The sequence below is a fragment of the Siphonobacter sp. BAB-5385 genome, assembly GCF_002261125.1.
Lineage (GTDB): Bacteria > Bacteroidota > Bacteroidia > Cytophagales > Spirosomataceae > Siphonobacter.
Map to the genome: position 1 here is coordinate 1 of NZ_NMPS01000006.1, position 23,534 is coordinate 23,534.

Sequence of the window (23,534 nt, forward strand, 5' to 3'; positions counted from 1 at the left end):
ATTTCAATTCCAACTAGGTACGATTAAGACCCCTTAATTTACAGCCTAAAAACCCCTTTTCTAATCTCCTGTAATAGTTTTATTTCACTCTATATATGAAAATAGTCGTCGATCACCAATGATAGGAAAACCCTTGGTGATCGACGACTGTTAGTAATCAGTTACTTATGAAAATCTTAGTTCAGAACTAAGCTATTTTTACTTGGTACGGAGAAATCTCCAAGGTGATCGACGACAAAACCACCTTTCGAAAGCTTCCGTTAACGGGTACGCTCGGATGAAAAATTGCTTTTCTAATCCAGCACTTTCATGGAGAACTTCACAATTTCGGTTGGCCGTTCGAAACCGCCGAGGGGCATTTGAGCAATCTTGTCGACAATGTCCAGGCCCTTGGTTACTTCACCGAAAACGGTATACTCCTGATCAAAAATGATTTCGCCCCCTTGCTTCAGGTAAATGGATTTCAGGGCCGGTGGGTACTTGGCAAGTTCTTCTTCATTATAGAAAATGCCCTTCGTGACGATAAAAAATTCCGTAGAAGAGGAGCGTTTCTCCGGATTATTGTCCGAGTACCGAGCCATCGAAAGCGTACCTTTTTTATGAATAAGGTTGGGCCGGAATTCCGCTGGAACCGTATAGTTCAACTGATCCCGCTGCTCGCCACCCCCCTGAATACAGACGCCTTTGACCAGTCGGTAAAAACCCCGGTCGTCGTAATAGCCGCTGTTGATCATACGGATAAAATTGGCCCGGTGAAGCGGCGTTTCGTCGTACAGCTTGATCTCAATATCCCCGAATCGGGTGTGTATACTAACACGGTTCTCCGGATGTTCCTTGCCGTATTCGGTTAGGGTTTGTACAACTTCATCCTGAGGTATTTCGCGGTTTTTACAGGCTGAAAAGACCACTAAGCCGAAGCAAAACAGAAGCAGATTTCGCATGAAAACAATCAGTTGAATACGTTGGTAAATTGAAAAGTATCGCCGTTAAACAGTCCTTTGTCACTAAGCTTCAGGCTCGGAATGACCAACAAAGCCATAAAAGAAAGCGACATAAACGGCGACGCCAGCGTACAACCCAGTTGTTGTTTGGTAAAGGCATCCAGCGTCGCGTATTGCTCGGCTACCCAGTACCCATCTTCACCACTCAGAATGCCCGCGACGGGCAAGGGCAGGACCAGAGCTTCCAGTTCGTCAACTGCGGCAATACCCCCTTTTTCCTGAATGATCAGGTTGACGGCCTGGGCAATGGACTCGTCGTCAACGCCCACGGCCACAATGTTATGCGAATCGTGAGCAACGCAGGACGCCAGGGCTCCTTTTTTCAGACCGAAGTTTCGAATGAAGGCCACCGCCGGAGGTACATCCGCGTACCGATTGATTACGGCGATTTTCAGAACGTCTCGTTCGGTATCCGTTCCTACCAGATCATTCGTTACAGCTACTGTTTCGGTTAGAGCATTGGTAATCAACTGTCCATCCAGTACTTCAATGACGCGTACCTGAGCCTCACTACCCGAGAATGGTATCTGAAAATCAGCGGGTGATTTTTCGGTTGCCTGGAAGTGATTGATGGGTTCACTCAGATAACTGGGAATGCGGGACTGGCCCGATTCGGCTACACACTCGCCTTTGATAAAAGTTTGTAGAATATTGAAATCCGTCAGGGAATCAACGACAATGAAATCCGCCGAATCACCTTCGCGTAACTGGCCGACGGGGAGTCGGTAGTGCTCGACGGGATTGAGGCAGGCCATTTGCAGGATTTCAAAAAGGCGATCGGGGTATAGAGCCAGGGCCCGTTTGACCAGTAAGTTGATATGGCCGAGTACCAGTCCGTCGGGATGTTTGTCATCCGAGCAGAACATGAGGTTGGCGTAATGTTCCGGCAACAGGGGAATCAACGCATCAAAGTTCTTGGCCGCCGAGCCCTCCCGAATCAGAATCTTCATGCCGTACTGCAATTTATCGAGTGCTTCCTCGGCCGTAAAACATTCGTGATCCGTCTGGCAACCCGCCGCAATGTACTGTCGGGCCGCTTCACCCCGTAAGCCGGGAGCGTGCCCATCGACGGGATAACCCAGTTCCTGAGCAATACTGATTTTAGCCCGCATATCCGGATCGCCGTTGATGACGCCGGGAAAATTCATGACTTCTGCCAGATAACCCACTTCCGGGTACTGGCTCAGTAAGTACTCTACATCACTAGGCGTTACGACAGCTCCGGCTGTTTCGAAGGGCGTAGCAGGTACGCAGCTCGGTGCTCCAAAACAAAAGTGGAAAGGCACTTTTCGGGCACTGTCAATCATCCATTCCACGCCCGGCACACCGAGTACGTTAGCAATTTCGTGGGGATCTGAAACGGTGCCGACGGTACCGTGCGGTACAGCCAGTCGGGCAAACTGGGCGGGACTGAGCATGGAACTTTCGACGTGCACGTGAGCATCCACAAAGCCCGGCATCAGATACTGAAGCGGAGCCTGGGGATTATCCTGTATTTGGCTAATCACGCCGTTTTCAATCAAAATTGTAACCGGACGAATCACTCGACCCGGAATATCAACAAGCTGACCACTGATCTCTGTCATAATACATTCAATTTTCGGATGGAAGTTTACCGTAAGCGGATCAACAGCAATAACCTGCCCTTTTACGTTTAAACTAATTCAAACTCGGTTCAAACCTGAAACCAAGAATCAAACCCTCAAACATTAAACCTCCACCCGGGTTTACTCAAAAATAGCCCTCCAACGCTGGCTTAAACTTTCTACCTTTGCCAAAGTTCTATACAGAAAGAACTTCCCAGGTGCTTTTCGAAGCAATTTCTGATAAAAATGCCAAAAATAATCATTGCCATCGACGGGTACTCCAGCTGTGGAAAAAGCTCGACTGCCAAATCTCTGGCGGCTCAGCTCGGGTACGGCTACATTGATACCGGAGCTATGTACCGGGCCGTGAGCCTGTATTTTCACCAACACTACGTATCGCGAACGAACCCCCACGAAGTGGAAAAGGCGTTAGCGGATATTCATATTTCGTTTCAGTTCAATCCGGAGAAACGATTGAATGAAACGTATCTGAATGGCCTGTGTGTAGAGGAGGAAATCCGTAAGATGTACATTTCCCAGATGGTGAGCGAGGTAAGTGCCGTAGTGGAAGTGCGTCGGGCGATGGTGGCCCTCCAACAGCGGATGGGCAAACACAAAGGGATTGTCATGGATGGGCGTGATATTGGCACCGTCGTGTTTCCGCAGGCGGAACTGAAAGTGTTCATGACCGCCGATCCACTGATTCGGGCCCAGCGTCGGCAGGCGGAATTACTGGAAAAAGGCGATCTGGTGGACTTGAATGAAGTACTCGAAAATCTAACCAAACGCGACCACATCGACATGAACCGCTCGGAAGGGCCGCTCCGTCAGGCCGAAGATGCCCGGGTATTGGATAATTCCTACCTGACGTTTGATGAACAGGTAGCCCTGATCAAAGGCTGGGCTGACGAGAAAATCGCTCAGACTTTATAAACGAAAGAAGTCCGTTCCGAAAGAGCGGACTTCTTTGCTTTGATGGGTTTCTGGGCTGATAACCCCGTTGATGTGAGAGAATCTTTTTCAAACCTCACATTTCCTCAAACTCTTTCAAACCATAGTAAACCCTGTAATGGGTGAGAAAAGTCTTTTTCAAACCTTACACTCCCTAAACTCTTTCAAACCACAATACCCCTTCACTACGAGAGAAAACCCCTATTTACCAATCGTGATTTCTTTCTCCTGATAGCCGCCCCGCGTAGAGAGAAGTTTAACTTTCGCTTTTACGCTTCCCTTCTGATTGAGTTTTACCTTGAAAGTCGCTTCCTTTTTCTCGCCCGGTCCGGTATAGCCCGCGTAGATGGTTTTGTCAAAGAGGGAAGGTTCTGTGACGATGACTTTAGCCTGAGCATCGCCTTTCAGAAGAGCCTTGTCGAGGTCCAGCATGAGTCGGTCTTCCTGTACAATTTTGATGCGTTGAGCCTGTTCCAGAGCAACGGGTAATTTGCCGGAATTAGTCCAGTTTACTTTGATTTCGTATTCATCCGTACCCAGCGATTTAACCGTAACGTTGGTAAGTTCAATTTGCGGCAGTTCGAAGGCCATGCTCAGGTTGAATTTGGCCTGCTTGGAAATCCAGTGTTCAAGTACCGTCGGCGGACCATTCTGAGCAAAGAATTTTGGGTGAAAACCACCAATTTCGACTTCACCCAGTTGCGGGTGCGTAAACTTGGTCCAGGGCTTAAATCCTTTTTTGCCGTTGGCTTCATCGTCCCAGCGAAGGCCGTCGTATTCATCGTACTGCCCGTCGCCATCGTAATCTTTCATGGCTCCGCCATTCCAGAGTTCATCCCCGTACCAGATCGAACCGTAGTAAAAATAGCCGAAATCCGGACCGTGCCCGAATAAGGGTTCGGGTTTGCTGGGGTCTCCGGTCATTCGGTTGGTTTTGCTCCGGGTGCTGTAGGTATGGTACACATCACCCGCCCAGGGGTAGCCCGTATGGGTTAGGCCGAGACTATCCATGTGGCGATAGATGGCCAAATCTGCCGGAAACATACTTTCGGTATCTTTTGACGTCGAAGGCGGTCGCAGGTGCATGGGTACCCGCGTGTCCATGGAGTTGACGACCGAAATATGTGGATGCCCCAGCAGCCACAGTACCGTCGAGCGGGTTTCCACTTCGCTAAGCGGATAGGCTCCGGCACCACCCTGCGTGTAGCCGCGTCCGGTAAAGTCGCCGCCCTGATCCGGACGCCAGTTTTCGGGGTAATTCCGGTGATTGTCCAGGCCGCCCACGCCATCTTCGTTGAATTTGCCGTCCCCGTCATTATCGATCCCTTCCGTATAGACCAGCCAGTCACCCTTGCCTTCCAGTACCCGTTTCATTAATCGTGGATCCCGGGGGTCGATGACGTAATTGGCCTTCTCCCGTTCATTCGTACTGGCTTTCTTCCGAATTTGATAAATCACGCCGTCGCCATCCAGGTCTTCCTCCGGATCTTCGTCCAGCAGGCCATCCCTATCATCATCTTTGGGGTGCACCGTGCTGCGGTTTCGCTGGGACGTAAACAGGTACATCGTCGAACCGTCGGGGTTGTTTTCGGGTCGCAGGTAAATGGTTTTGGTATCCAGTAGCTTGGTAATGGCCGCGTCTTTACCGTAGTTTTCAATCAAATGCTTCGCCATCCACAGTACCGATTCGCTACTGGTGACTTCGCCGCTGTGCCGTCCGCCTTCAAAATACGCCGCGGGCTTGTCCGTATGCTTGCCGGTTTTCTTATTGGTCAGGGTCATCTGTAAAATGGGTCGACCTTCGTAACTCCTGGCTACCTCGTACAGATCCACGAGGTTGGGATACTGGGCCGCCCAGGTCCGGCACCAGTGATAGATGACTTCCGGCGAATGATACGTGTTGAAATTCAGGGTTTTGCCGGGTATGTATTCGACTTCCTTAAACTGGTGTTTCCTAAAAAAGCTAACCCCATGTCGTTCACCTTTTACGGTGTAAAACTTACTGGTGGTATCCTGTTCCGGCCATTTCTCCTCCGTTCCGTAGTACGACCGCTGGGCATAGGCAGTCGCTAATTGGGTAAGACATAAAATGAAAGTAAGGCGTTTTTTCATGCGTAGCGTGCGAATAGAAAGGATTAAAGTTCAAAAAGGAGGCGACCCGAAATTTTGCAGCCTGATTTTAATGAAAGATTATCGTTAGACAAAACGGATGCGACGAATAAAAAAGAAAGATTATATGGTTAAAAACATAAAATTTAAACTTATGTATGGCTATGTATTTTGATTGCCATACAATATTCTAAGGGTAGTTTGAAATTTTTTAAGCATAACCCGCGTGTTTTTGCCAGGGCTTCCAAAAACGCTGCAACAGGGCCGTTCTTTTTGTCGTATTTTGAAACTGTATTTGAATAGTAAGTATGCAAACAGTTGATTACTTGATCGTGGGCCAGGGGATTGCCGGGTCGGTACTAGCCTGGACCCTCCGGCAGCGGGGCTACAGTATACGTGTCATCGATGACCTGCGTCCGTCTTCTTCGCGGGTGGCCGCGGGGATCTGCAATCCCGTCACGGGCCGTAAGCTGTCCAAGACCTGGCTGGCGGATGATTTATTTCCCTATCTGCATCAGTTTTACCCCGCACTGGAGCAGGAATTACAGGCATCCTTTTTTTATCCCATTCCGGTTTATCGCCCGTATCAATCCATTGAGGAACAGAACTTTTTTATTGCCCAAACGGCCAGTCCGGTTCTGGAAGGATACATTCGTCTGGCGGAAAATAACGAAGCCTACGCTGGTCTGATCCATAACGCGTTAGGCGGACTCGAAACCCTGCAAGCGGCCTGGGTAGATTTGCCCACCTTATTATCGGCCATTCGTAAAATTTTAGTACAGGAAGATTCGTTGGTAGAGACCGAATTTCGGTGGGAAGAAGTCGTACCGGGTTCGGACTCCGTTACCTGGCGTACCTACGAAGCCCGCCAAATCATCAGTTGCGAGGGAGCGTATGGTCGGTTCAATCCGTATTTCAGCTGGCTTCCCTGGGCCGTTGTGAAGGGAGAAATCCTGACGCTACAGCTGCCGGAAGAATCTGTACCGGGTATTGTTAACCAAAGCGTCTGGATTCAGCCGCAGGGAGCGGGAATTTACCGGTCCGGAGCCACTTACGAATGGAACGACCTTACCTGGGAGCCTTCGGAGAAAGGGCGGGCGTACCTAACGGAAAAGCTGAACAAGCTGCTTCAGGTACCCTACCAGATTCAGCAACAGGTGGCCGGAATACGTCCGGCTACGCAAGGACGCAGGCCGTTTATGGGTCTCCATCCGGTGTATCGCAGTATTGGAATCTTTAATGGATTAGGCTCCAAGGGCACCTCGATGGCACCCTTTCTGGCTAAACAATTCGCTGATTTTCTGGTTCATACGAAAGAACTGGCTCCCGAAGCGAATATCCAGCGGTTCCATTCGTTATATTTCAGCAAAATCAACGAATAACTGTATGCTTCTGTGGGTGAGTGTACAGAGTAGACCCAGCCCTACACCATGAATTGGACCAATACTATTAAAGTTTCTTTATTGAGTGGAATCCTGCTGGGAGCGGCTACTAGCCAGGCCCAGGTATTCATGCCTTCCATGGAGGAATTCGGGAAGAATCGAATCCAGCGGGAACGCTTCGAATGGCAGGTTTACACCACCCCTAACTTTGAAGTATACTTTCACGGAAACAGCCGCTCGCTGGCGACGTATACAGCACAAATGGCCGAGTCGGAATTCGATCGAATCACCGATATTCTGAGCTATACGCCCTACAGCCGTACCAAGATATTTCTGTATGACTCGCCCAGCGACCTCAAGCAGAGCAACATTGGTATTTCACTCAATTCCGAAACAGCCATTCGGGAAGAAAACCTTTCCAAGTCCCGCGTACAAATCGCCTTCACGGCCGATCATATTGCCTTTCGGCAGAAGTTAGCCAAGGAAGTATCGTCGGTGTTTGTGTACGATATGCTCTACGGCGGCAGTCTGAAAGACGCATTGCAAAGTCAGTTGCTGCTGTCGTTGCCCGAATGGTTTATTTCGGGAATCACGGCTTACGTAGCCGAAGGCTGGAGCCGCGAGCTTGACGACTACATGCGGGATGTGGCCCTGAACAAAAAATTCAAGAAACCCGCTCACCTTAGCGGACCCGAAGCAACCCGCGTCGGACAGTCAATCTGGAACTTTATCGCGGAGCGTTACGGGCGGGATAATATCTCGAATATCCTGAACCTGACCCGGATCATCCGGACGGAGCAAACCAGTATTTCCAGTACACTTGGCATTTCCTATAACCGTTTCCTGAGCGACTGGCGGGACTATTATACGCAAATGGCGACGTCTTCCGCGGCGGCTTTCAAGAGTCCTTCCGGTAGTACGTTAGCCAGCTATCCGCTCTTTACGGGTCACAAAATCGAGCAGGTGAAATTAAGCCCCAACCGGCAGTGGATCGCCTATTCGGTCATGGATAACGGACAGTACCACGTGTACCTGACCGATACGCAGGGGCAGCAGAAAACGCAGTTACTGAAAGGTGGCGACCGTTTTCTAACGCGGGAACTTCCCGTATCGGCACCCTTGCTGGCCTGGCAGGCTAACGGTACGCTGAACGTGCTCGAACAAAAAGATGACCGTACCCTGTTGCATCAGTTTGTAGAAAGCGAAAAGAAAGGCTTACGCCTGAAAGCTCGCCGGACGGTACGCGGATTTACTCAAATCGCCGGGTTCGATATTTCGCAGGACGGTTCAGTACTGGCCATCAGCGGCGACCGTAAAGGACAAAATGATCTGTTTTTGTATAACCTGAGTCGGAACTCCGTATTACAACTCACCAACGATTTGTACGACGACCTGACGCCTGCCTTCGTAGGCCGTTCGACGACCCGCGTGCTTTTTGCTTCCAACCGGACCAACGATACGCTTTCAACGGCGGCTCCCAAAATACTGCCCAATCGCTTTAATCTGTATTTGCACGACGGTAATCCACGAAGTCAGGTGTTGGAACGGCTGGCGGATCAGGCCCTGCAACCCATGGCTTCCAATGGCGAACGCATGTTTTACCTGAGTGATCAGCAGGGCATTCAAAATCTGTTCACGTATGATACGACCTCGCGGCAAGCCCGACCCCTGAGTCAGTTTGTTGAAAGCATGACGGCCTACGATTATCATCCAGCCAGTGGAGCACTGGCGTACGTAAGTATTGAAAACGGTCGGCAGGCCGTGAAATTCTTGCCCCGACTTGCTCCCGTAGAAGCCAGTGAAACAACCGCTACCGGACGGAGTATTCGACTAAATGGGGGCGTAGCCCGCACGAATCAGCCTGCCAGTGGTGCCACCGATCCGACCAGAGCTCCCGTAGGGGTGGGGACGCCCTCGCGACTTAATTCTTTGCGTCCGGGTGAGATTGATACGGATAATTATCAGTTTGATCTGGAAGGACTGAAAGTAACGGAACGCCGTACCGACAAGCCTTCGTCTTCGCCACGGGTGATTACGAACTCCCGTAGCCGAACGACCGTAGTACGCCGCGATGCCACGCGTTTGAAAGGTCCGACTGCGTATAAGGATGTCTTTGTCGTTAACAATACCAATAACCAGTTTCTGGTTCTGCCGTATCTGGTGAATCAAAGTGGCTTTGGCTGGCAGAATACCATTACAGTCAACGACTTACTCGAAAATAACATCATTAAAGGGGGCCTGTTCATTACACCGACCTTCCGGACCAGCGAAATCTTTGCCGAATATCAGTACCTCGTTCATCGGATTGACTTCAGTGCCCGCTTTGACCGGCGAGCCTTTACCGATGGTTTCCCCGCTTCAGGACTTTTTACCAAGTATCGCTACAACCGGCTGACGTTAACGGCGGCGTATCCAATTACGGAAGCCTTGCGAGTATCCGCTTCCCCGATGTATACGCGTCTGAACCGCGTAGATGGTTCGCAGGGAGGGATTGGCCTACCCGACGCCGTGTCGAGTTTTGTCGGATTACAGGGTGAGGTAGTCTATGACGATACGCGGAGCAGCGGTATGAATCTACTCGAAGGAACCCGGGTGAAACTGCGGGCTCAGCAGCAGCAGGGTATGCGGTCGAACGCCGAAAGCTTCTTCAAGATTACGCTGGATGCTCGTAACTATACCAAAGTCTATCGTGATCTGACGCTGGCCACTCGTATATCGTTGGGTCACTCGGGTGGAAAAGCTCCGAAACAAAGTATACTCGGCGGAATTGATAACTGGATCCCGTTCGGTACCGTGCGGGAAGTGCGGAATGCCGAAAACCCTCTGAATCCGTTTAACATGGATTACCGCAACGTATTCTTTACGGATTTTGTAACGCCTTTACGGGGTTTCCGGATGAATAAACTGTCGGGTGAAAGCTACGCGTTGTTCAACGCTGAATTACGCTGGCCGGTATTTAAAGTACTGAGCCGCGGTCCAATTACGTCTACGTTCCTGCAGAACTTCCAACTGACGGCCTTTACGGATATTGGTACCGCCTGGACGGGAAGCGGGCCGTTTAGTCGGCAAAACAGTCTGAACACCGAGATCATCAACCCGCAGGGAAGTCCCTGGTACGCATCCGTCAATAACTTCAAAAACCCGTATCTGATTGGTTACGGCGTTGGGGTGCGGACGTTATTCCTGGGTTACTACGTGAAAGGCGATCTGGCCTGGGGTATCGAAGACACGGCGGTACAAACGCCCATTTTACACGTTTCGCTCGGTTATGATTTTTAATGGTTTCGTATATTAACAAAAAAGCAGCTCTCTACAGGGGCTGCTTTTTTGTTGATAAAGGTGCGTCATAAAAACCCCGAGTGATGATTAGCCAGGAACCGGAACGGGCTATTTGCCTACTGGCACAACTTTTACGGTTTTGAAATCAATCCCAACCCTGAATTTATGACGCTTACGTTTCCGCTGATCTGTTTGTTGCTCGGCTTTTTCCTGTTTTTTGGCATCGTCCTAACCAAATCATCACATCGTTTTGGGGTACCCAGTCTAGTGATGTACCTGGCTTTAGGCATCTTTTTAGGAAACGGTGGCCCCTTTGATTTTATCTACGATTACCCTGAATTTACCCATTCCTACAGCAATCTGGCCTTAGCCATTATCCTGTTCATTGGCGGGCTGGAAACCGATTTTCGGCATATCAAACCCATTTTGGGCCGAGGGCTGGTCTTGTCCACCGTAGGCGTTCTGCTGACGGCGGGTTCGGTAGCATTATTTCTCCACCTCGCTTTTGGCATTCGGTACCTGGAAGGATTCCTGATTGGTTCCGTGCTGTCTTCCACGGATGCCGCGGCTGTCTTTTCCATTCTGAATTCAAAAGGCCTGCAACTGAAAGAAAACATTTCAGAAACCCTGGAGCTGGAATCCGGCACGAATGACCCCATGGCCTTTTTCCTAACCACCATGTTTACCAGTATGCTGCACGAGCCGGAGATTCATATTGAGCATTGGGTCGGTTTATTCGTCAAAGAAATGTCTATCGGCTTGCTGGCGGGCGGCTCGCTGGGGCTGGTCACGAGTCTGATTTTGCAACGATTGCAATTGGTCAATCGGGGTATGTATCCGGTACTGATTCTGGCGACGATTCTAATCGGAATCGGTGCCCTGATGATGTGGCACGGTAATGTGCTGCTGGGCATGTACGTAACCGGTATGGTCATCAGCAGTCACCGTGAAAAATGGCTGGGTCGTAAAGAAACGTATCTTTTCTTTGAAAGCATTTCCTGGTTAATGGAAATCAGTCTCTTCGTCCTACTGGGCTTACAGGTATTTCCGCGTAACATGGTAGCCTATCTGCCCCAGGCCCTCATCGTTTGTCTATTCCTGATTCTGATTGCCCGACCGCTCAGCGTCTTCGTATCACTGGCCCCGTTCAAAGCCAGTCTGCAGAAAAAAATATTCGTAAGCTGGGTGGGGTTACGCGGAGCGACACCCATTGTTTTTAGTCTGATTCCGCTCATTGCCCGGGTGCGGGTGGCCGATGTCATTTTCAATATCGTCTTTGCCGTGGTATTGATTTCCGTACTGCTGCAGGGAACGACGCTGGGCTGGCTGGCGAATAAACTAGGGTTGAATGAGCAACAGCCTGCCTCAAGTCAGGTTTAAGGAGCTTCATCTTTAATCCATTGTATTAATTATTAGATTCGTAATAAGTTAATAGTTCTGTCATCATTTTTTAACAATTTGATGATTCGGGTTAACATTTTGGTAATATTCTTCTTGCTCAAGCGAAATACTTTTGCAGCATCTTTCGACGAGTAGTCTTGTGAAGAGTGCTTCTGCTGCATCCGCCGATCGTCGTTAGATACTTATTTCCAACTTCTTGATTTAATGCTGATGGCCAGTCACACCCACCCGTGTGACGGAAGAATTCTATTGTTTTTACACTAACCATTACCGGAATGAAACACCCTGTACCACCGGGTTTTTTACCAGGCCTAAGTCTCAAACAGTGCATTATTCTTGCCTGTCTGAGCGTAGGGGCTACGCCGTTGGCGAACGCAACGCCGATTTTTGCCCCACTGTATATTACCAATCGACAAGCGATCATCATTAGAGGTACCGTAAGCGACGGAAAAGACAATTTGCCCGGCGTGAACGTGGGAATTAAAGGGACTAACAAAGGCGTCACTACGGATGTAAATGGAGCATTTACGATCTCGGTACCTGACACCGACGTAACGCTCGTTTTCAGTTACATTGGTTACACAACGCAGGAAATCAACGTAGGAAATCTGACGACGCTGAACGTTACGTTGCAATCGGACTCGAAAGCACTCGACGAAGTAGTCGTCGTAGGCTATGGTACGCAGAAAAAAGTAAACCTGACGGGTGCCGTAGATCAGGTGACGAGTGAGGTACTCGACAACCGGGCTTTACCCAACCTGACGCAGGGTTTACAGGGGGTGATTCCCAACCTGAACCTGTTACCGGGTGATGGAAAACCCATTCAGTCGCCTGCGTATAACATCCGGGGTACGACGTCGATTGGGCAGGGCGGCAATGCTCTGGTACTGATTGACGGCGTGGAAGGCGATCCCAGCCGACTCAACCCGAATGATATTGCCAGTGTTTCCGTCCTGAAAGATGCAGCTTCGGCGGCTATTTATGGAGCAAGAGCGGCTTTCGGGGTGGTATTGATTACGACTAAGAATCCAACGAAGGATAAAACGAGTCTTACGTACACCTTCAACCAGTCGATCAAGTCACCGACGACTCTGCCGGACTTTGTTACCGATGGTTACACCTTTGCCCGGATGTTCAACGAAAGCTGGTCGGCCTGGAACGATTACTCGCAGACGCCCCAGAACGTAAACAAAACGGTTCGTTTTTCGCCGGCGTATCTGGCAGAGTTCGAGCGTCGGGCGAATGATCCCAGCTTACCCAAAACCATCGTCAATTCCGCCGGTGAATACGAATATTATGAGAATACCGACTGGAACAAGCTGCTTTACAAAGACCGTACGAGTGCTCAGGAACACAACCTTTCGTTTTCGGGGAGTAGTGGTAAATCAGACTTTTATATCACAGGACGGTATTTCAATCAGCCCGGTTTATTTCGGTATAATTCCGATGACTACCGGGTCTACAACCTGCGGGCCAAAGGTTCGGTACAGGTATTTCCCTGGCTGAAAGTGACAAATAACGCCGATTATTCGTCGTTGAAATATCATAACCCGCTGAACGTGGGCGAAGGCGGCGGAATCTGGCGGAATATTCAGGATGAAGGCCATACGATGGCTCCGATGTTCAATCCCGATGGTACGCTGACGTATTCGGCCGCGTATAGTGTCGGTGATTTCTGGTACGGCAAAAATGGAATCGACATGGACCGCCGGGTGTTCCGGAATACGGTCAGTTTCGCGACGCAGTTCTTCAACGATCAGTTGCGGGTGAACGGAAACTTTACCTTCCAGAATACGGATAACAATGAACAGCGGTTGCGGGTACCCGTACCCTACAGCCGCCGGCCGGGCGTAATCGAGTACGTGGGTACGACTACGAATGACATTCAGAATCTGAACCGGGAAACGGTGTACACGGCTTCCAACCTGTACGCCGAATACGAACCTCGCCTGCTTAATAAGAATCATTACCTGAAAGCCCTGGTGGGTCTGAACAGCGAACAGTCAACTTTCAAGCGACTCGAAGCCGTTCGGAACGGATTGATTTCTGAGAATGCGACGGATATTAACCTGGCTCTCGGCCAATCGATTACGACGAGTGGGGGCTGGGAAAAATGGGCGATTCTAGGTGGTTTCTACCGACTCAATTATTCGTTTAAAGAACGGTATCTGCTAGAATTAAACGGTCGGTACGATGGCTCCTCCAAGTTTCCATCCAACCAGCGGTATGCCTTTTTCCCCTCGGTGTCGGCAGGCTGGCGGGTGGCGAACGAGTCCTTCTGGCACGTTTCACCCAAAGCCATTAGCGACCTGAAAATCCGGGCTTCGTATGGGTCACTCGGTAATGGAAACATCAGTTCCTACGCCTTCCAGGAACAGTTTGCCATCTCCCAATCGAACCGCGTGCTGGGTGGCGTACGTCCCCAGCAAACCCTGCAACCGGGCGTGATTCCGAATGGACTGACCTGGGAGACGTCTACGACGACAAACGTGGGAATCGACCTGGGCTTACTGTCCAACCGATTGACGCTGGTAGCCGATGCCTACACGCGGAAAACGACGGATATGTTTACCGTGGGCATGAGCTTACCTGCCGTCTTTGGCACTGACGTACCGAAAGGAAACTACGCTGATTTGCGGACGAACGGTTGGGAGGCCATCGTTACCTGGCGGGATCAGTTTACGGTAGCTACCAAGCCACTGAACTACGAAATCCGCTTCAATGTGAGCGATTACCAGTCGACAATTCTGAAATACAACAACGAGAAGAAGTTACTAACGGATTATTACGCCGGTCAGAAGGTCGGTGAAATCTGGGGCTTCGAAACGGCGGGCTTTTTCACCTCAGCCACTGACGTAGCCGAATCGCCTAAGCAAACCCTGTACAAGGCTTCCACGAGCGGCCAATACCTGCCCGGCGACATCAAATTCCGCGATCTGAACGGTGATGGGGTAATTAATAACGGGGACAATACCGTAGGAAACCCCGGTGACCGCCGCATCATCGGTAACTCTACGCCTCGGTACTCGTTTGGCGTGGCAGGTAATGTCAGTTGGAATAACTTCTTCGTTTCGCTGTTCTTCCAGGGCGTGGGCAAACGCGATTACTGGCCCGGAGCCGAAAACTCAAACTTCTGGGGACAGTACAATCGTCCGTACAACAAAATTCCGACCTGGCATCTGAATAACATCTGGTCGGAAGAAAACCCGAACGCGTACCTGCCCCGCTACCGGGGTTACACGTCCCAGAATGGCTCGGGCGTACTTAACCAGACGCAGACCAAGTACCTGCAAAACCTGGCGTATATCCGTCTGAAAAATATTCAGCTCGGTTACAACCTGCCTGCCCGCTGGATTCAGCGACTGGGCATGGAGGCGGCCCGCGTGTATACGTCCGGCGAAAACCTCTGGAGCTGGTCGCCCTTCTACCGCATTACCCGGGATATGGACGTGGAGAATACAGGAGAATCGGACCGGGTATTAACGAACGGTGGAAATGGAAATGGCAACAACTACCCCATTCTCAAAAGCCTGACTTTCGGACTTTCGGTAACTTTTTAAGCTTTTAAAACGGGCGTTCAGAATGGCTTGAAACTGCTCTGAACGCCTGAAAATGATATTTTCATGAGAAATCAAGTGTTAGGCGTGCTACTGGCGGGGGTGTTACTGGCCGGATGCAACGACCTCGAACAAATGCCCGAATCCACGGCTACCGGCCCAGTGGTTTTTGGTAGCGAAAATGGGCTGGCTCTGTACGCCAATTCCTTTTACACGACGGACGATAACCTGAAAATTCTACCCACCTCGGGCGACATCATCCGGGGCGATGCGTTAGCCGATTATTCGGCCCGTTCGCAGGTCGATGATTTTCTGCGGGAAGGTGCCTACGGTCCCCGGCAAAGTACGGGCTGGAACTGGCGACCGCTGCGGAACATCAATTACTTCCTGGAAAACAACACGAATCCCAACGTATCGGCGGAAACCCGGCGGCATTACAACGCCCTGGCTCGCTTTTTCCGGGCCTGGTTTTACTTCGATAAAGTGAAGCGTTTCGGAGATGTGCCCTGGTACGGAAAGACGCTGGCCATCGACAATCAGGACTTGTACAAAGCCCGCGATCCGCGAACGATGGTGATGGATTCCGTACTGGCTGATTTGAATTACGCCGCTGCGAATCTTCGGACGACTACGGATAATTCCCGCAGCCAGATTACTAAATCCATTGTATACGGACTCAAATCCCGGATCTGTCTGTTTGAAGGAACCTTCCGCAAGTACCACACGAGCTACAACCTGCAAAATACCGCCAATAGCTGGCTGACCGAAGCGGCTTCGGCGGCGGAAACGGTCATTAAAACCGGCGGCTTTACACTCAACGAAGCGGGTGGCTCCGAAGCTTCGTATCGTCAGTTATTCATCAGTACGACGCCAGTCGCGAACGAAATCATGCTCTCCAGCGTGGCCGACGCGACCCTGAACGTCTTACACGACGCCAACTGGTGGTGGACGAGTGCGACCTACGGTTCCCGCGTGAGTTTCATCCGTACGTTTGTGAATACCTATCTCAACAGTGACGGAACGCCGTTTACGTCAAAGGAAGGGTATCAGACCTTACCGTTTGCCGAGGAGGTTAAAAACCGGGATAAACGCCTGCAGCAAACCATTCGCATGGGCAACTACAAGCGAATCAACGGGAACGTGCAGGAGCCCGCTCCGCCCGTATTCTCGTATACCTACACGGGATACCAGCCCATCAAATGGACGCTCGACGATGTTTTCTACGATGGCGGTTCGCGTAATACCAACTCCATCTCACTGATGCGTTACGCCGAAATTCTGCTCAATTATGCCGAAGCCAAAGCCGAGCTGGGTACCTTTACCGACGCGGACTGGACCCTGACGGTAGGGACCTTACGCAAACGGGCGGGCATCACGGCGGGACTGACGGCCAAACCAACCGTAGCCGATCCGTATCTGCAAACCAATTATTTTCCGGGTATTTCGGATGCAGCCTTGCTGGAAATCCGCCGGGAGCGGGGGACTGAACTGGCCTTGGAAGGGTTTCGGTTTTATGACATTGTACGCTGGAATCGGGGATCCTTGATGGATCAGAAATGGAACGGTTTCTACGTACCGGCCCTGAATACGCCGCTGGATCTGAACAGCGATGGCATCAACGATGTATTATTTTATAAGGTAAGACCCGCAACGCAACTACCCGGCGTAACGTATATCAACGTGGCCGAAACGGTAAACGGCGTGGTCAATCCCCAACGCTTGTCCAACGATACCTCGGGCGAACTGACCTGGCTGAACAACATTCCACGTCGCTGGGAAGCAAAACATTACCTGTATCCCATTCCCGAAGCGGATCGTCAGATGAACCCGGCTCTGGGACAAAATCCGGGCTGGTAATCGGCGGTTCCCGGTTTTGCTCGTAAGTTTACTCTCGTATCCGGCGGCCTCTGACTGATTTTACGGCGGAGGCCGCTTCGTAATCTCTCTATGCAATGAAAAAAGTACTTTTTACCTTTCTGGCGGCGGTATGCATGGTCTCCGCTACGTTTGCTCAGAAAAACAACGCGATCACCGTTGCCTCTTACAACATTCGGTACAACAATCCCGGCGATGGGGAGAATGCCTGGCCCAATCGTAAGGACAATCTGAAAGCTCAGGTTCGCTACCATGATTTCGATGTCTTTGGAGTACAGGAAGCTCTGGTAGGTCAATTGAAAGACATTGCCGAAGGCAGCGAATATACGTACTTCGGAGCGGGTCGGGACGATGGCAAAGAAGGGGGCGAGCACTCTGCTATTTTCTACAAAAAAGACCGCTTCAAAGTACTGGACTCAGGCAATTTCTGGCTGAGCGAAACGCCCGAAAAACCCGGTAAGGGTTGGGATGCCACCTGCTGTAACCGTATTTGTTCCTGGGTGAAATTACAGGATCAGCAGACCAAAAAGCAGTTTTACTTTTTCAACGTACACTTTGATCATGAGGGCGTGGTTGCTCGTCGGGAATCGGGGAAATTGATGGTGAAAAAAATCAAGGAAATAGCTAAAGGAGCACCGACCATTTGTACGGGAGACTTCAACTCAACGCCCGAAACCGAGCAGATCAAGGAAATGCAAACCTTGCTGAATGATTCACGTCAGGTGACTAAAATGCCGCCGTACGGTCCGGTAGGAACGTTCAATGCCTTTAAATTCGACGCTCCGATGAAAGATCGGATTGATTACGTCTTTACAAGCAAGTCCATTCAGGTACTCAGCTACGCTACCTTTAACCAATCCCTGAATCAGCGTTATTTCTCTGATCACCAGCCGGTGGTCGTGAAACTGGTGATTCAGTAACGCAAGGCACTGATTGATCGAACTTCCCGGAGCGATTCGGGAAGTTCTTTTTTTGCCGGAATTTCTGGTAAGGCAGCTTTATTCCCTTTCTTTGCGACGAACCTTAGTAACGGACGAATGAGTCATTCTGCGTACACCCCCGAGCAACTGGAAGACATGTTGGGACGCCATCGAAAAAAATGGCACGAAAAGAAAATTCTGCGGATCATTTATTCCGAGTGGTATCAGATGATTCTCAAAGATTTGAGTCCCGTATCCGGTCCGACTGTAGAGCTGGGGGGCGGGGGCGGTAATTTCAAGGAGTTCAAACCCGACGTCATCACCTCCGACATCGAGCCGCATCCCTGGATCGATCTGGTTTTCGATGCTCATCAGATGCCTTTTCAGACGGGGGAGGTGAGTAATCTGGTGATGGTGGACGTGTTGCACCATTTGTCCAATCCGGTCCATTTTCTGGAAGAAGCCTATCGGGTGTTACAGCCGGGCGGGCGTCTGATCATGCTGGAACCGTATCCGTCGCCGTTTTCGCTGCCCGTATACCGGAAGTTTCACCCCGAGCCTTTCATCATGGACGTCGATTATTTCAACAAAACCGGTATCGATCAGAAAGACCCCTGGGACGCTAACCAAGCCATTCCGTACCTGCTTTTTTACCGGGACCGAAAGAAATTCCAGGAGCAATTCAAAGGCCGTTTTCAGATCAAACAGCAAAACCGCTTAAGCTGCCTTCTGTACCCCGCTTCGGGTGGTTTCGAAAACAAATCTTTCATTCCCGACGGTCTGATTCCGCTATTCCAGTTTGTCGAAAAAATACTTACGCCGGTACGATCGTTGCTGGCCTTTCGGTGTTACGTGGTACTGGAAAAAAAGGGTAATTAATCGTTAAGGAATCGGTTGATAAACTTTATAAACCAAGGCTCCCCGGTGACTCAAAGCCAGAATTTTATGATAATTGGGGTAAGAAGGAACCGTCTGATCGGGACTTAAAATCAGATAATCGTAACGTACCGGCAGGGGCTGGTTCATGTCAACGATCAATGAATTAGAGGCCTGTACGTCTTTTTCGAACAGAATCATGTGGAGCATGTGGTACTCGCTGACGAAGATCCGTTTCGGTGAAGTACGCACGAATTGCCGGGCCAACTGCTGAGTGGTTCGGGACAAGTTTCCGGATCCTGGAAAATATAAATTGGAGATCGCATCCTGATACACGCGGAAGCTGTAGACGGAAAGCAGAAGGAGCCCGATCGCCATCCCGATCCAAAGGAGTTTGGGGGGTACATTCGCCCGTAAGAGTTGATACAGAAAATTACCCAAAGCCAAGCTCAGCCATACGCCCAAATACGTCCATACCCGACCTCCCGGAATAATGCCCTGCAACGCTACGACGATCATTCCCCCTAGGATTCCACACAGAAAAAGAATCGCCCAGGCGTTATCCGAAAATAGGTGAAAGAGTAGTCTGTTTCGATAGCGATAACCCACGATGATTATCGCTAGCAAAACAACAACGAAGGTGAGTTGCTGCCAGAAAAACAGGGCATGCCACCGCCGTAAAAAGGTCTTTTCATAAACGTTGGTAATAATTTCAAATACACTGAGCTTTTCAAAAAAACTATTGGCCTGAAAGAGTACATCCCAGCCATTGAATAAGAAGATGGGCAGGTACAAAAAGAAGATTCCCAAGCCAATGGCTAATCCTGTCCAGATGATTGCTGGCAAATGCTGATACAGGCGATTTTTCAGGAGTGTATACGCAATAAACAGAAGCAAACCCAGGAAGGTATAAATGTACACGGGAATCGTATAGGCCCCCAAAACCGTACAAAAAACCAGCAGATGCAGGTAAAAAGGCTGGAATGATTTCAACCAGGCTCGTACGCTAAAGGCCGAGAGTAAAGCCAATAAACTAATCAGGGTATAACCTCGTCCGTGGTGAGCAAATTGGCTGCTCAAGGGCAGGATCAGAACCGTCAGCGTGGTAAAGAGGCTGCAAAGCAATCCCCATTTTTTCAGGCTGTAAGTATACACCAACACTAAAGTCAGGAGAAAATAAACCAGCGAAACGCCACGAATCAAAACAAGTGGATTGATCAGGGACGTGTCGAGTAAAGCATTGATCAGGTTATAAAAAACGTGATTATTGCCCTTCTGATAGTAGACCAACGTGAGCAGGAATCCGGGTTTGCTACAGTTATAATACGAGTAGAGTTCATCAATGTAAGGAGCGTACTGAGTCAGGTAATAGATCCATCGGAAAATAGCCAGAGCGAGTATTCCCAGTAAAAAAAGAGTACTGAATTGATGCTGTAGAAAAACGGTACGCAGGGCAAGAAGATGAGTCGTTGCTGTATGAATAAAGCTAATGAAGGAAAAATTCAGCTTCTTTAGGCAGAAAAGAAAAGCCACCAGAGTTACGAGCCGTAACCGAAGAAAAATAAAGAAAAATGGGTATACCGATCTTGCGTTAAGTCCAGAGGAAGCAAATGAATGGCCGGGACATCTGCATACCGAGTGAGTATCCAGCAGATGGCCTGCGGGTACGAATAATCGCTGGTAAGTTTATAGAGGAAAGCAGAAAGACTGACAAAAAAAACAAAATTCCTAAATCCCAGCGGGTGATCTTTACTAGAGGGGAAGCTTGTTGCATTATGTTTGAATGGAACTACGTCATAAAAAAATGAATCCCCAAATTAAGTAGTTACGCTTAACTTAGAGATTCATTTTTAATGAAAAAGGTATTATTTCTTCTTCTGATCCTTCGCCCAGGAGTCTTTCAGCCCTACGGTGCGGTTAAAAATCAGACGATCTTCCGTCGAATCCGTATCCAGGCAGAAATAGCCTTTCCGCAGAAACTGATACGCTTTACCGCTGGCATCCCGCAGACTAGGTTCGGCAAAGGCCTGTACCACTTGCAGTGAATTTGGGTTCAGGTGATCTTTGAAATCGCCTGCTGCTTCCGCTAAATCTTCTACCTGGAACAGACGGTCGTACAAGCGAACTTCTACAGGTACCGCATCCGCCGCATTAACCCAGTGAATGGTGCCTTGTACTTTCAAACCGGAAGTATCCGAACCGGATTTACTTTCGGGAATATAAGTACAGTGCAGTTCCGTCACTTTGCCTTCGGCGTCTTTCACCACCTCGTTGCATTCGATGATGTATGCTCCTTTCAGGCGTACGCGGTTTCCGGGAGCCAACCGGAAGAATTTCTTCGGTGGGTTTTCCATGAAATCTTCACGTTCAACCAGAATTTCGCGGGAGAACGTGACAGCCCGATTGCCTTCTTCAGGGTTCTCGGGATTGTTTTCGATGGAAAGTTCCTCCGTTTGTCCCTCGGCATAGTTCGTGATGACTACTTTGATCGGATCGGGATCGAGTACGACCATCACTCGCGTGGCCGTTTTGTTCAGCTGTTCGCGTACGCAAAATTCCAGTAAGCCGACATCGATCAGGTTATCACGTTTGGCTACGCCGATGCGTTCGCAGAAATCGCGAATGGCTTCGGGCGTATAGCCCCGACGACGAGCACCCGAAAGTGTTGGCATTCGCGGATCGTCCCAGCCTGCTACGTGTCCTTCTTCCACTAATTGCTTGAGTTTACGCTTGCTCATGACCGTATAGGTCAGGTTTAGACGGGCAAACTCGTATTGGTGGGAGGGGAAAATTTCCAGCTTATTAATAAACCAGTCGTACAACGGACGGTGCGGAATGAATTCCAGCGTACAGATCGAATGGGTAATGTTTTCAATCGAATCCGATTGCCCGTGGGCAAAATCGTACATTGGATAGATGCACCATTCGTTGCCCGTCCGGTGGTGATGGGCGTGTTTAATACGGTAAATCACCGGATCGCGGAAGTGCATGTTGGGCGAAGCCATATCGATTTTGGCCCGCAGTACCCGACTGCCATCCGGAAATTCACCGGCTTTCATTCGCTCAAATAAATCCAGGTTTTCCTCGATAGAACGATGCCGGAACGGGCTTTCCTGACCGGGTTCGGTAGGGGTACCTTTCTGGCTGGCAATGGCCTCTGGCGTAGAATCATCCACGTAAGCCAGGCCCATCTGGATCAATTTTTTTGCGAACTCGTACAGCTGAGCGAAATAGTCGGAAGCGTACAGTTCAGCGGCCCAGTCGAAGCCAAGCCAGCGAACGTCTGCCTTAATAGAATCTACGTATTCGGTATCCTCCGTAATGGGATTGGTATCGTCAAAGCGTAAATTGGTTTGTCCTCCGTATTTTTGGGCTAGTCCAAAATTCAGGCAAATGCTTTTGGCGTGACCCAGGTGTAGATACCCGTTGGGTTCGGGTGGAAAACGCGTAAGGACACGGCCTCCGTTTTTATTTTCACGGAGATCGTTTTCAACAATTTCTTCTAAGAAATTTAGGGACTTAACTTCTTTGGTCTCTTCCGTCATACTCGGTGCGGCTCGTTTGGAAAGGCGAAAATAAAAACCTTCCTGTAATTTAATATGAAAAGGGTCATCACTATCCCTGATTTTCGTGAAATGATGACAATTTTTTAACCTGTTACCTTTGTCCTGCTAACAAAAAATTAGTCATTTCGGCTCGTTAATCCTCAACTTCTATGAAAAATATTCTTGTCGCGGTTGATTTTACCGAAAATTCACGGCCTGCTCTCGAATCAGCCATTTTTCTAGCCTCCAAAAGCGGAGCAACGTTGCATGTGTTGCATACGTATCTGCCGGTTTACCCCATGACCGAAACCGTAAGCGGTCCGCCCGTGACGGTGGAATGGGAGGAAACCTATCGGCTGTCCGCTCAGACCCAACTGGATACTCTGACCGAAGAAATGCGGGGGCGGGGCCTGGCTCCGGAAATCTACCTCGAACTTGGCCCCGTGGGGCCCGTAGTGAAAGACATGGTGCAATCTCACGCCATTGATCTGGTCGTTCTGGGTCGGAGTGAATCCGATAGTTGGCTGTCAGACTTATTTGGCAGTACTGCTACGCAGTTGGTGAATGATTTGACCGTACCTCTGCTGATGGTGCCGTCGGAGTTTTCGCAACGCGGATTTACCAGGATTGCCTACGCTACCCAGCTTGAATTTACGGAAACGCACGTACTGAAGGATTTGTATCGCTGGGCCGATTACATGGGAGCGACGGTACAGATCATCAACGTGCAGGCCGATCACGAACCCAGCATTAACTCCGATGAAGAGCTAATGAACGAAATTCGAACGGCGTTTCCCGATCGGCATACTACGGTATTACAACGGAAAGCGGACTCCGTGGAAGACGGTATTCAGGAGCTGCTGCACGATACAGAAGCCGATTTACTGGTGATGAGCTCACACCACCGGAATCTGTTTACGCAGATCGTGAATCCCAGTAAGTCTAAAAAGTTATTGCTGCATAGCCCAGTGCCTACACTGATTTTCCCGCTGGGCCGACTGGACTAAGGGTAGTTACCCATAAAAAGTAAGAAGTCCGAAGCAGTACTGCTT

The 23,534-nt window shown here is 49.8% G+C and carries 14 protein-coding genes; 9 read left to right on the forward strand and 5 right to left on the reverse strand.

All coding sequences use genetic code 11. The annotated features are described in order from the left end of the window. Positions 1 to 293 precede the first annotated feature (293 nt). Positions 294 to 941: a peptidylprolyl isomerase gene (locus tag BWI93_RS00310; protein ID WP_094808189.1), complete on the reverse strand. Its 648-nt coding sequence runs from the start codon at positions 939 to 941 to the stop codon at positions 294 to 296. Between the two features lie 8 nt (positions 942 to 949). After that, on the reverse strand, positions 950 to 2,587 hold the full coding sequence (gene ade, locus BWI93_RS00315; RefSeq protein ID WP_094808190.1) for an adenine deaminase: 1,638 nt from the start codon (positions 2,585 to 2,587) through the stop codon (positions 950 to 952). Between the two features lie 246 nt (positions 2,588 to 2,833). Here ade and cmk point away from each other — a divergent pair, with 246 nt between their 5' ends. Beyond that, positions 2,834 to 3,520, forward strand: coding sequence for a (d)CMP kinase (gene cmk / locus BWI93_RS00320; protein WP_094808191.1), 687 nt, complete (start codon positions 2,834 to 2,836; stop codon positions 3,518 to 3,520). Between the two features lie 219 nt (positions 3,521 to 3,739). Here the strand turns inward: cmk and BWI93_RS00325 are convergent, their stop codons facing one another. Further along, entirely contained in the window at positions 3,740 to 5,650 is a 1,911-nt protein-coding gene (locus BWI93_RS00325) for a M14 family metallopeptidase (protein WP_094808192.1), read from the reverse strand. 305 nt (positions 5,651 to 5,955) lie between these two features. Between BWI93_RS00325 and BWI93_RS00330 the strand changes: the two genes are divergently transcribed. The 7 genes from BWI93_RS00330 (at position 5,956) to BWI93_RS00360 (ending at position 18,940) form a co-directional block, all read left to right on the forward strand. Continuing rightward, the gene (locus BWI93_RS00330) at positions 5,956 to 7,029 is read left to right on the forward strand and encodes an FAD-binding oxidoreductase (protein WP_094808193.1); all 1,074 of its coding nucleotides are present in this window, start codon (positions 5,956 to 5,958) and stop codon (positions 7,027 to 7,029) included. A 48-nt stretch (positions 7,030 to 7,077) separates the two neighbouring features. Further along, positions 7,078 to 10,308, forward strand: coding sequence for a hypothetical protein (locus BWI93_RS00335; RefSeq protein WP_094808194.1), 3,231 nt, complete (start codon positions 7,078 to 7,080; stop codon positions 10,306 to 10,308). A 165-nt stretch (positions 10,309 to 10,473) separates the two neighbouring features. Then, positions 10,474 to 11,688 carry a potassium/proton antiporter gene (locus tag BWI93_RS00340; RefSeq protein ID WP_094808195.1) on the forward strand — a complete coding sequence of 405 codons (1,215 nt, stop codon included), beginning with the start codon at positions 10,474 to 10,476 and terminating at the stop codon, positions 11,686 to 11,688. Positions 11,689 to 11,984: 296 nt separating this feature from the next. Next, complete coding sequence (locus tag BWI93_RS00345) at positions 11,985 to 15,269, forward strand: TonB-dependent receptor (protein WP_094808196.1); 3,285 nt, start codon at positions 11,985 to 11,987, stop codon at positions 15,267 to 15,269. Between the two features lie 63 nt (positions 15,270 to 15,332). Next, positions 15,333 to 17,123, forward strand: a complete 1,791-nt coding sequence (locus tag BWI93_RS00350; RefSeq protein ID WP_094808197.1) for a RagB/SusD family nutrient uptake outer membrane protein — start codon at positions 15,333 to 15,335, stop codon at positions 17,121 to 17,123. 95 nt (positions 17,124 to 17,218) lie between these two features. Then, positions 17,219 to 18,061 carry an endonuclease/exonuclease/phosphatase family protein gene (locus BWI93_RS00355; RefSeq protein WP_094808198.1) on the forward strand — a complete coding sequence of 281 codons (843 nt, stop codon included), beginning with the start codon at positions 17,219 to 17,221 and terminating at the stop codon, positions 18,059 to 18,061. A 117-nt stretch (positions 18,062 to 18,178) separates the two neighbouring features. Beyond that, positions 18,179 to 18,940: a class I SAM-dependent methyltransferase gene (locus BWI93_RS00360; protein ID WP_094808199.1), complete on the forward strand. Its 762-nt coding sequence runs from the start codon at positions 18,179 to 18,181 to the stop codon at positions 18,938 to 18,940. A gap of 3 nt (positions 18,941 to 18,943) precedes the next feature. Here the strand turns inward: BWI93_RS00360 and BWI93_RS00365 are convergent, their stop codons facing one another. Together BWI93_RS00365 and BWI93_RS00375 are read right to left on the reverse strand one after the other, a co-directional pair. Further along, positions 18,944 to 20,470 carry a hypothetical protein gene (locus BWI93_RS00365; RefSeq protein WP_094808200.1) on the reverse strand — a complete coding sequence of 509 codons (1,527 nt, stop codon included), beginning with the start codon at positions 20,468 to 20,470 and terminating at the stop codon, positions 18,944 to 18,946. A 332-nt stretch (positions 20,471 to 20,802) separates the two neighbouring features. Continuing rightward, the gene (locus BWI93_RS00375) at positions 20,803 to 22,482 is read right to left on the reverse strand and encodes a glutamine--tRNA ligase/YqeY domain fusion protein (protein WP_094808202.1); all 1,680 of its coding nucleotides are present in this window, start codon (positions 22,480 to 22,482) and stop codon (positions 20,803 to 20,805) included. Positions 22,483 to 22,652: 170 nt separating this feature from the next. On the opposite strand from BWI93_RS00375, the gene BWI93_RS00380 reads away from it, so the two are divergent. Beyond that, positions 22,653 to 23,489 (forward strand): universal stress protein, encoded by an 837-nt coding sequence (locus BWI93_RS00380; RefSeq protein ID WP_094808203.1) that lies wholly within the window; start codon positions 22,653 to 22,655, stop codon positions 23,487 to 23,489. Positions 23,490 to 23,534: the final 45 nt, after the last annotated feature.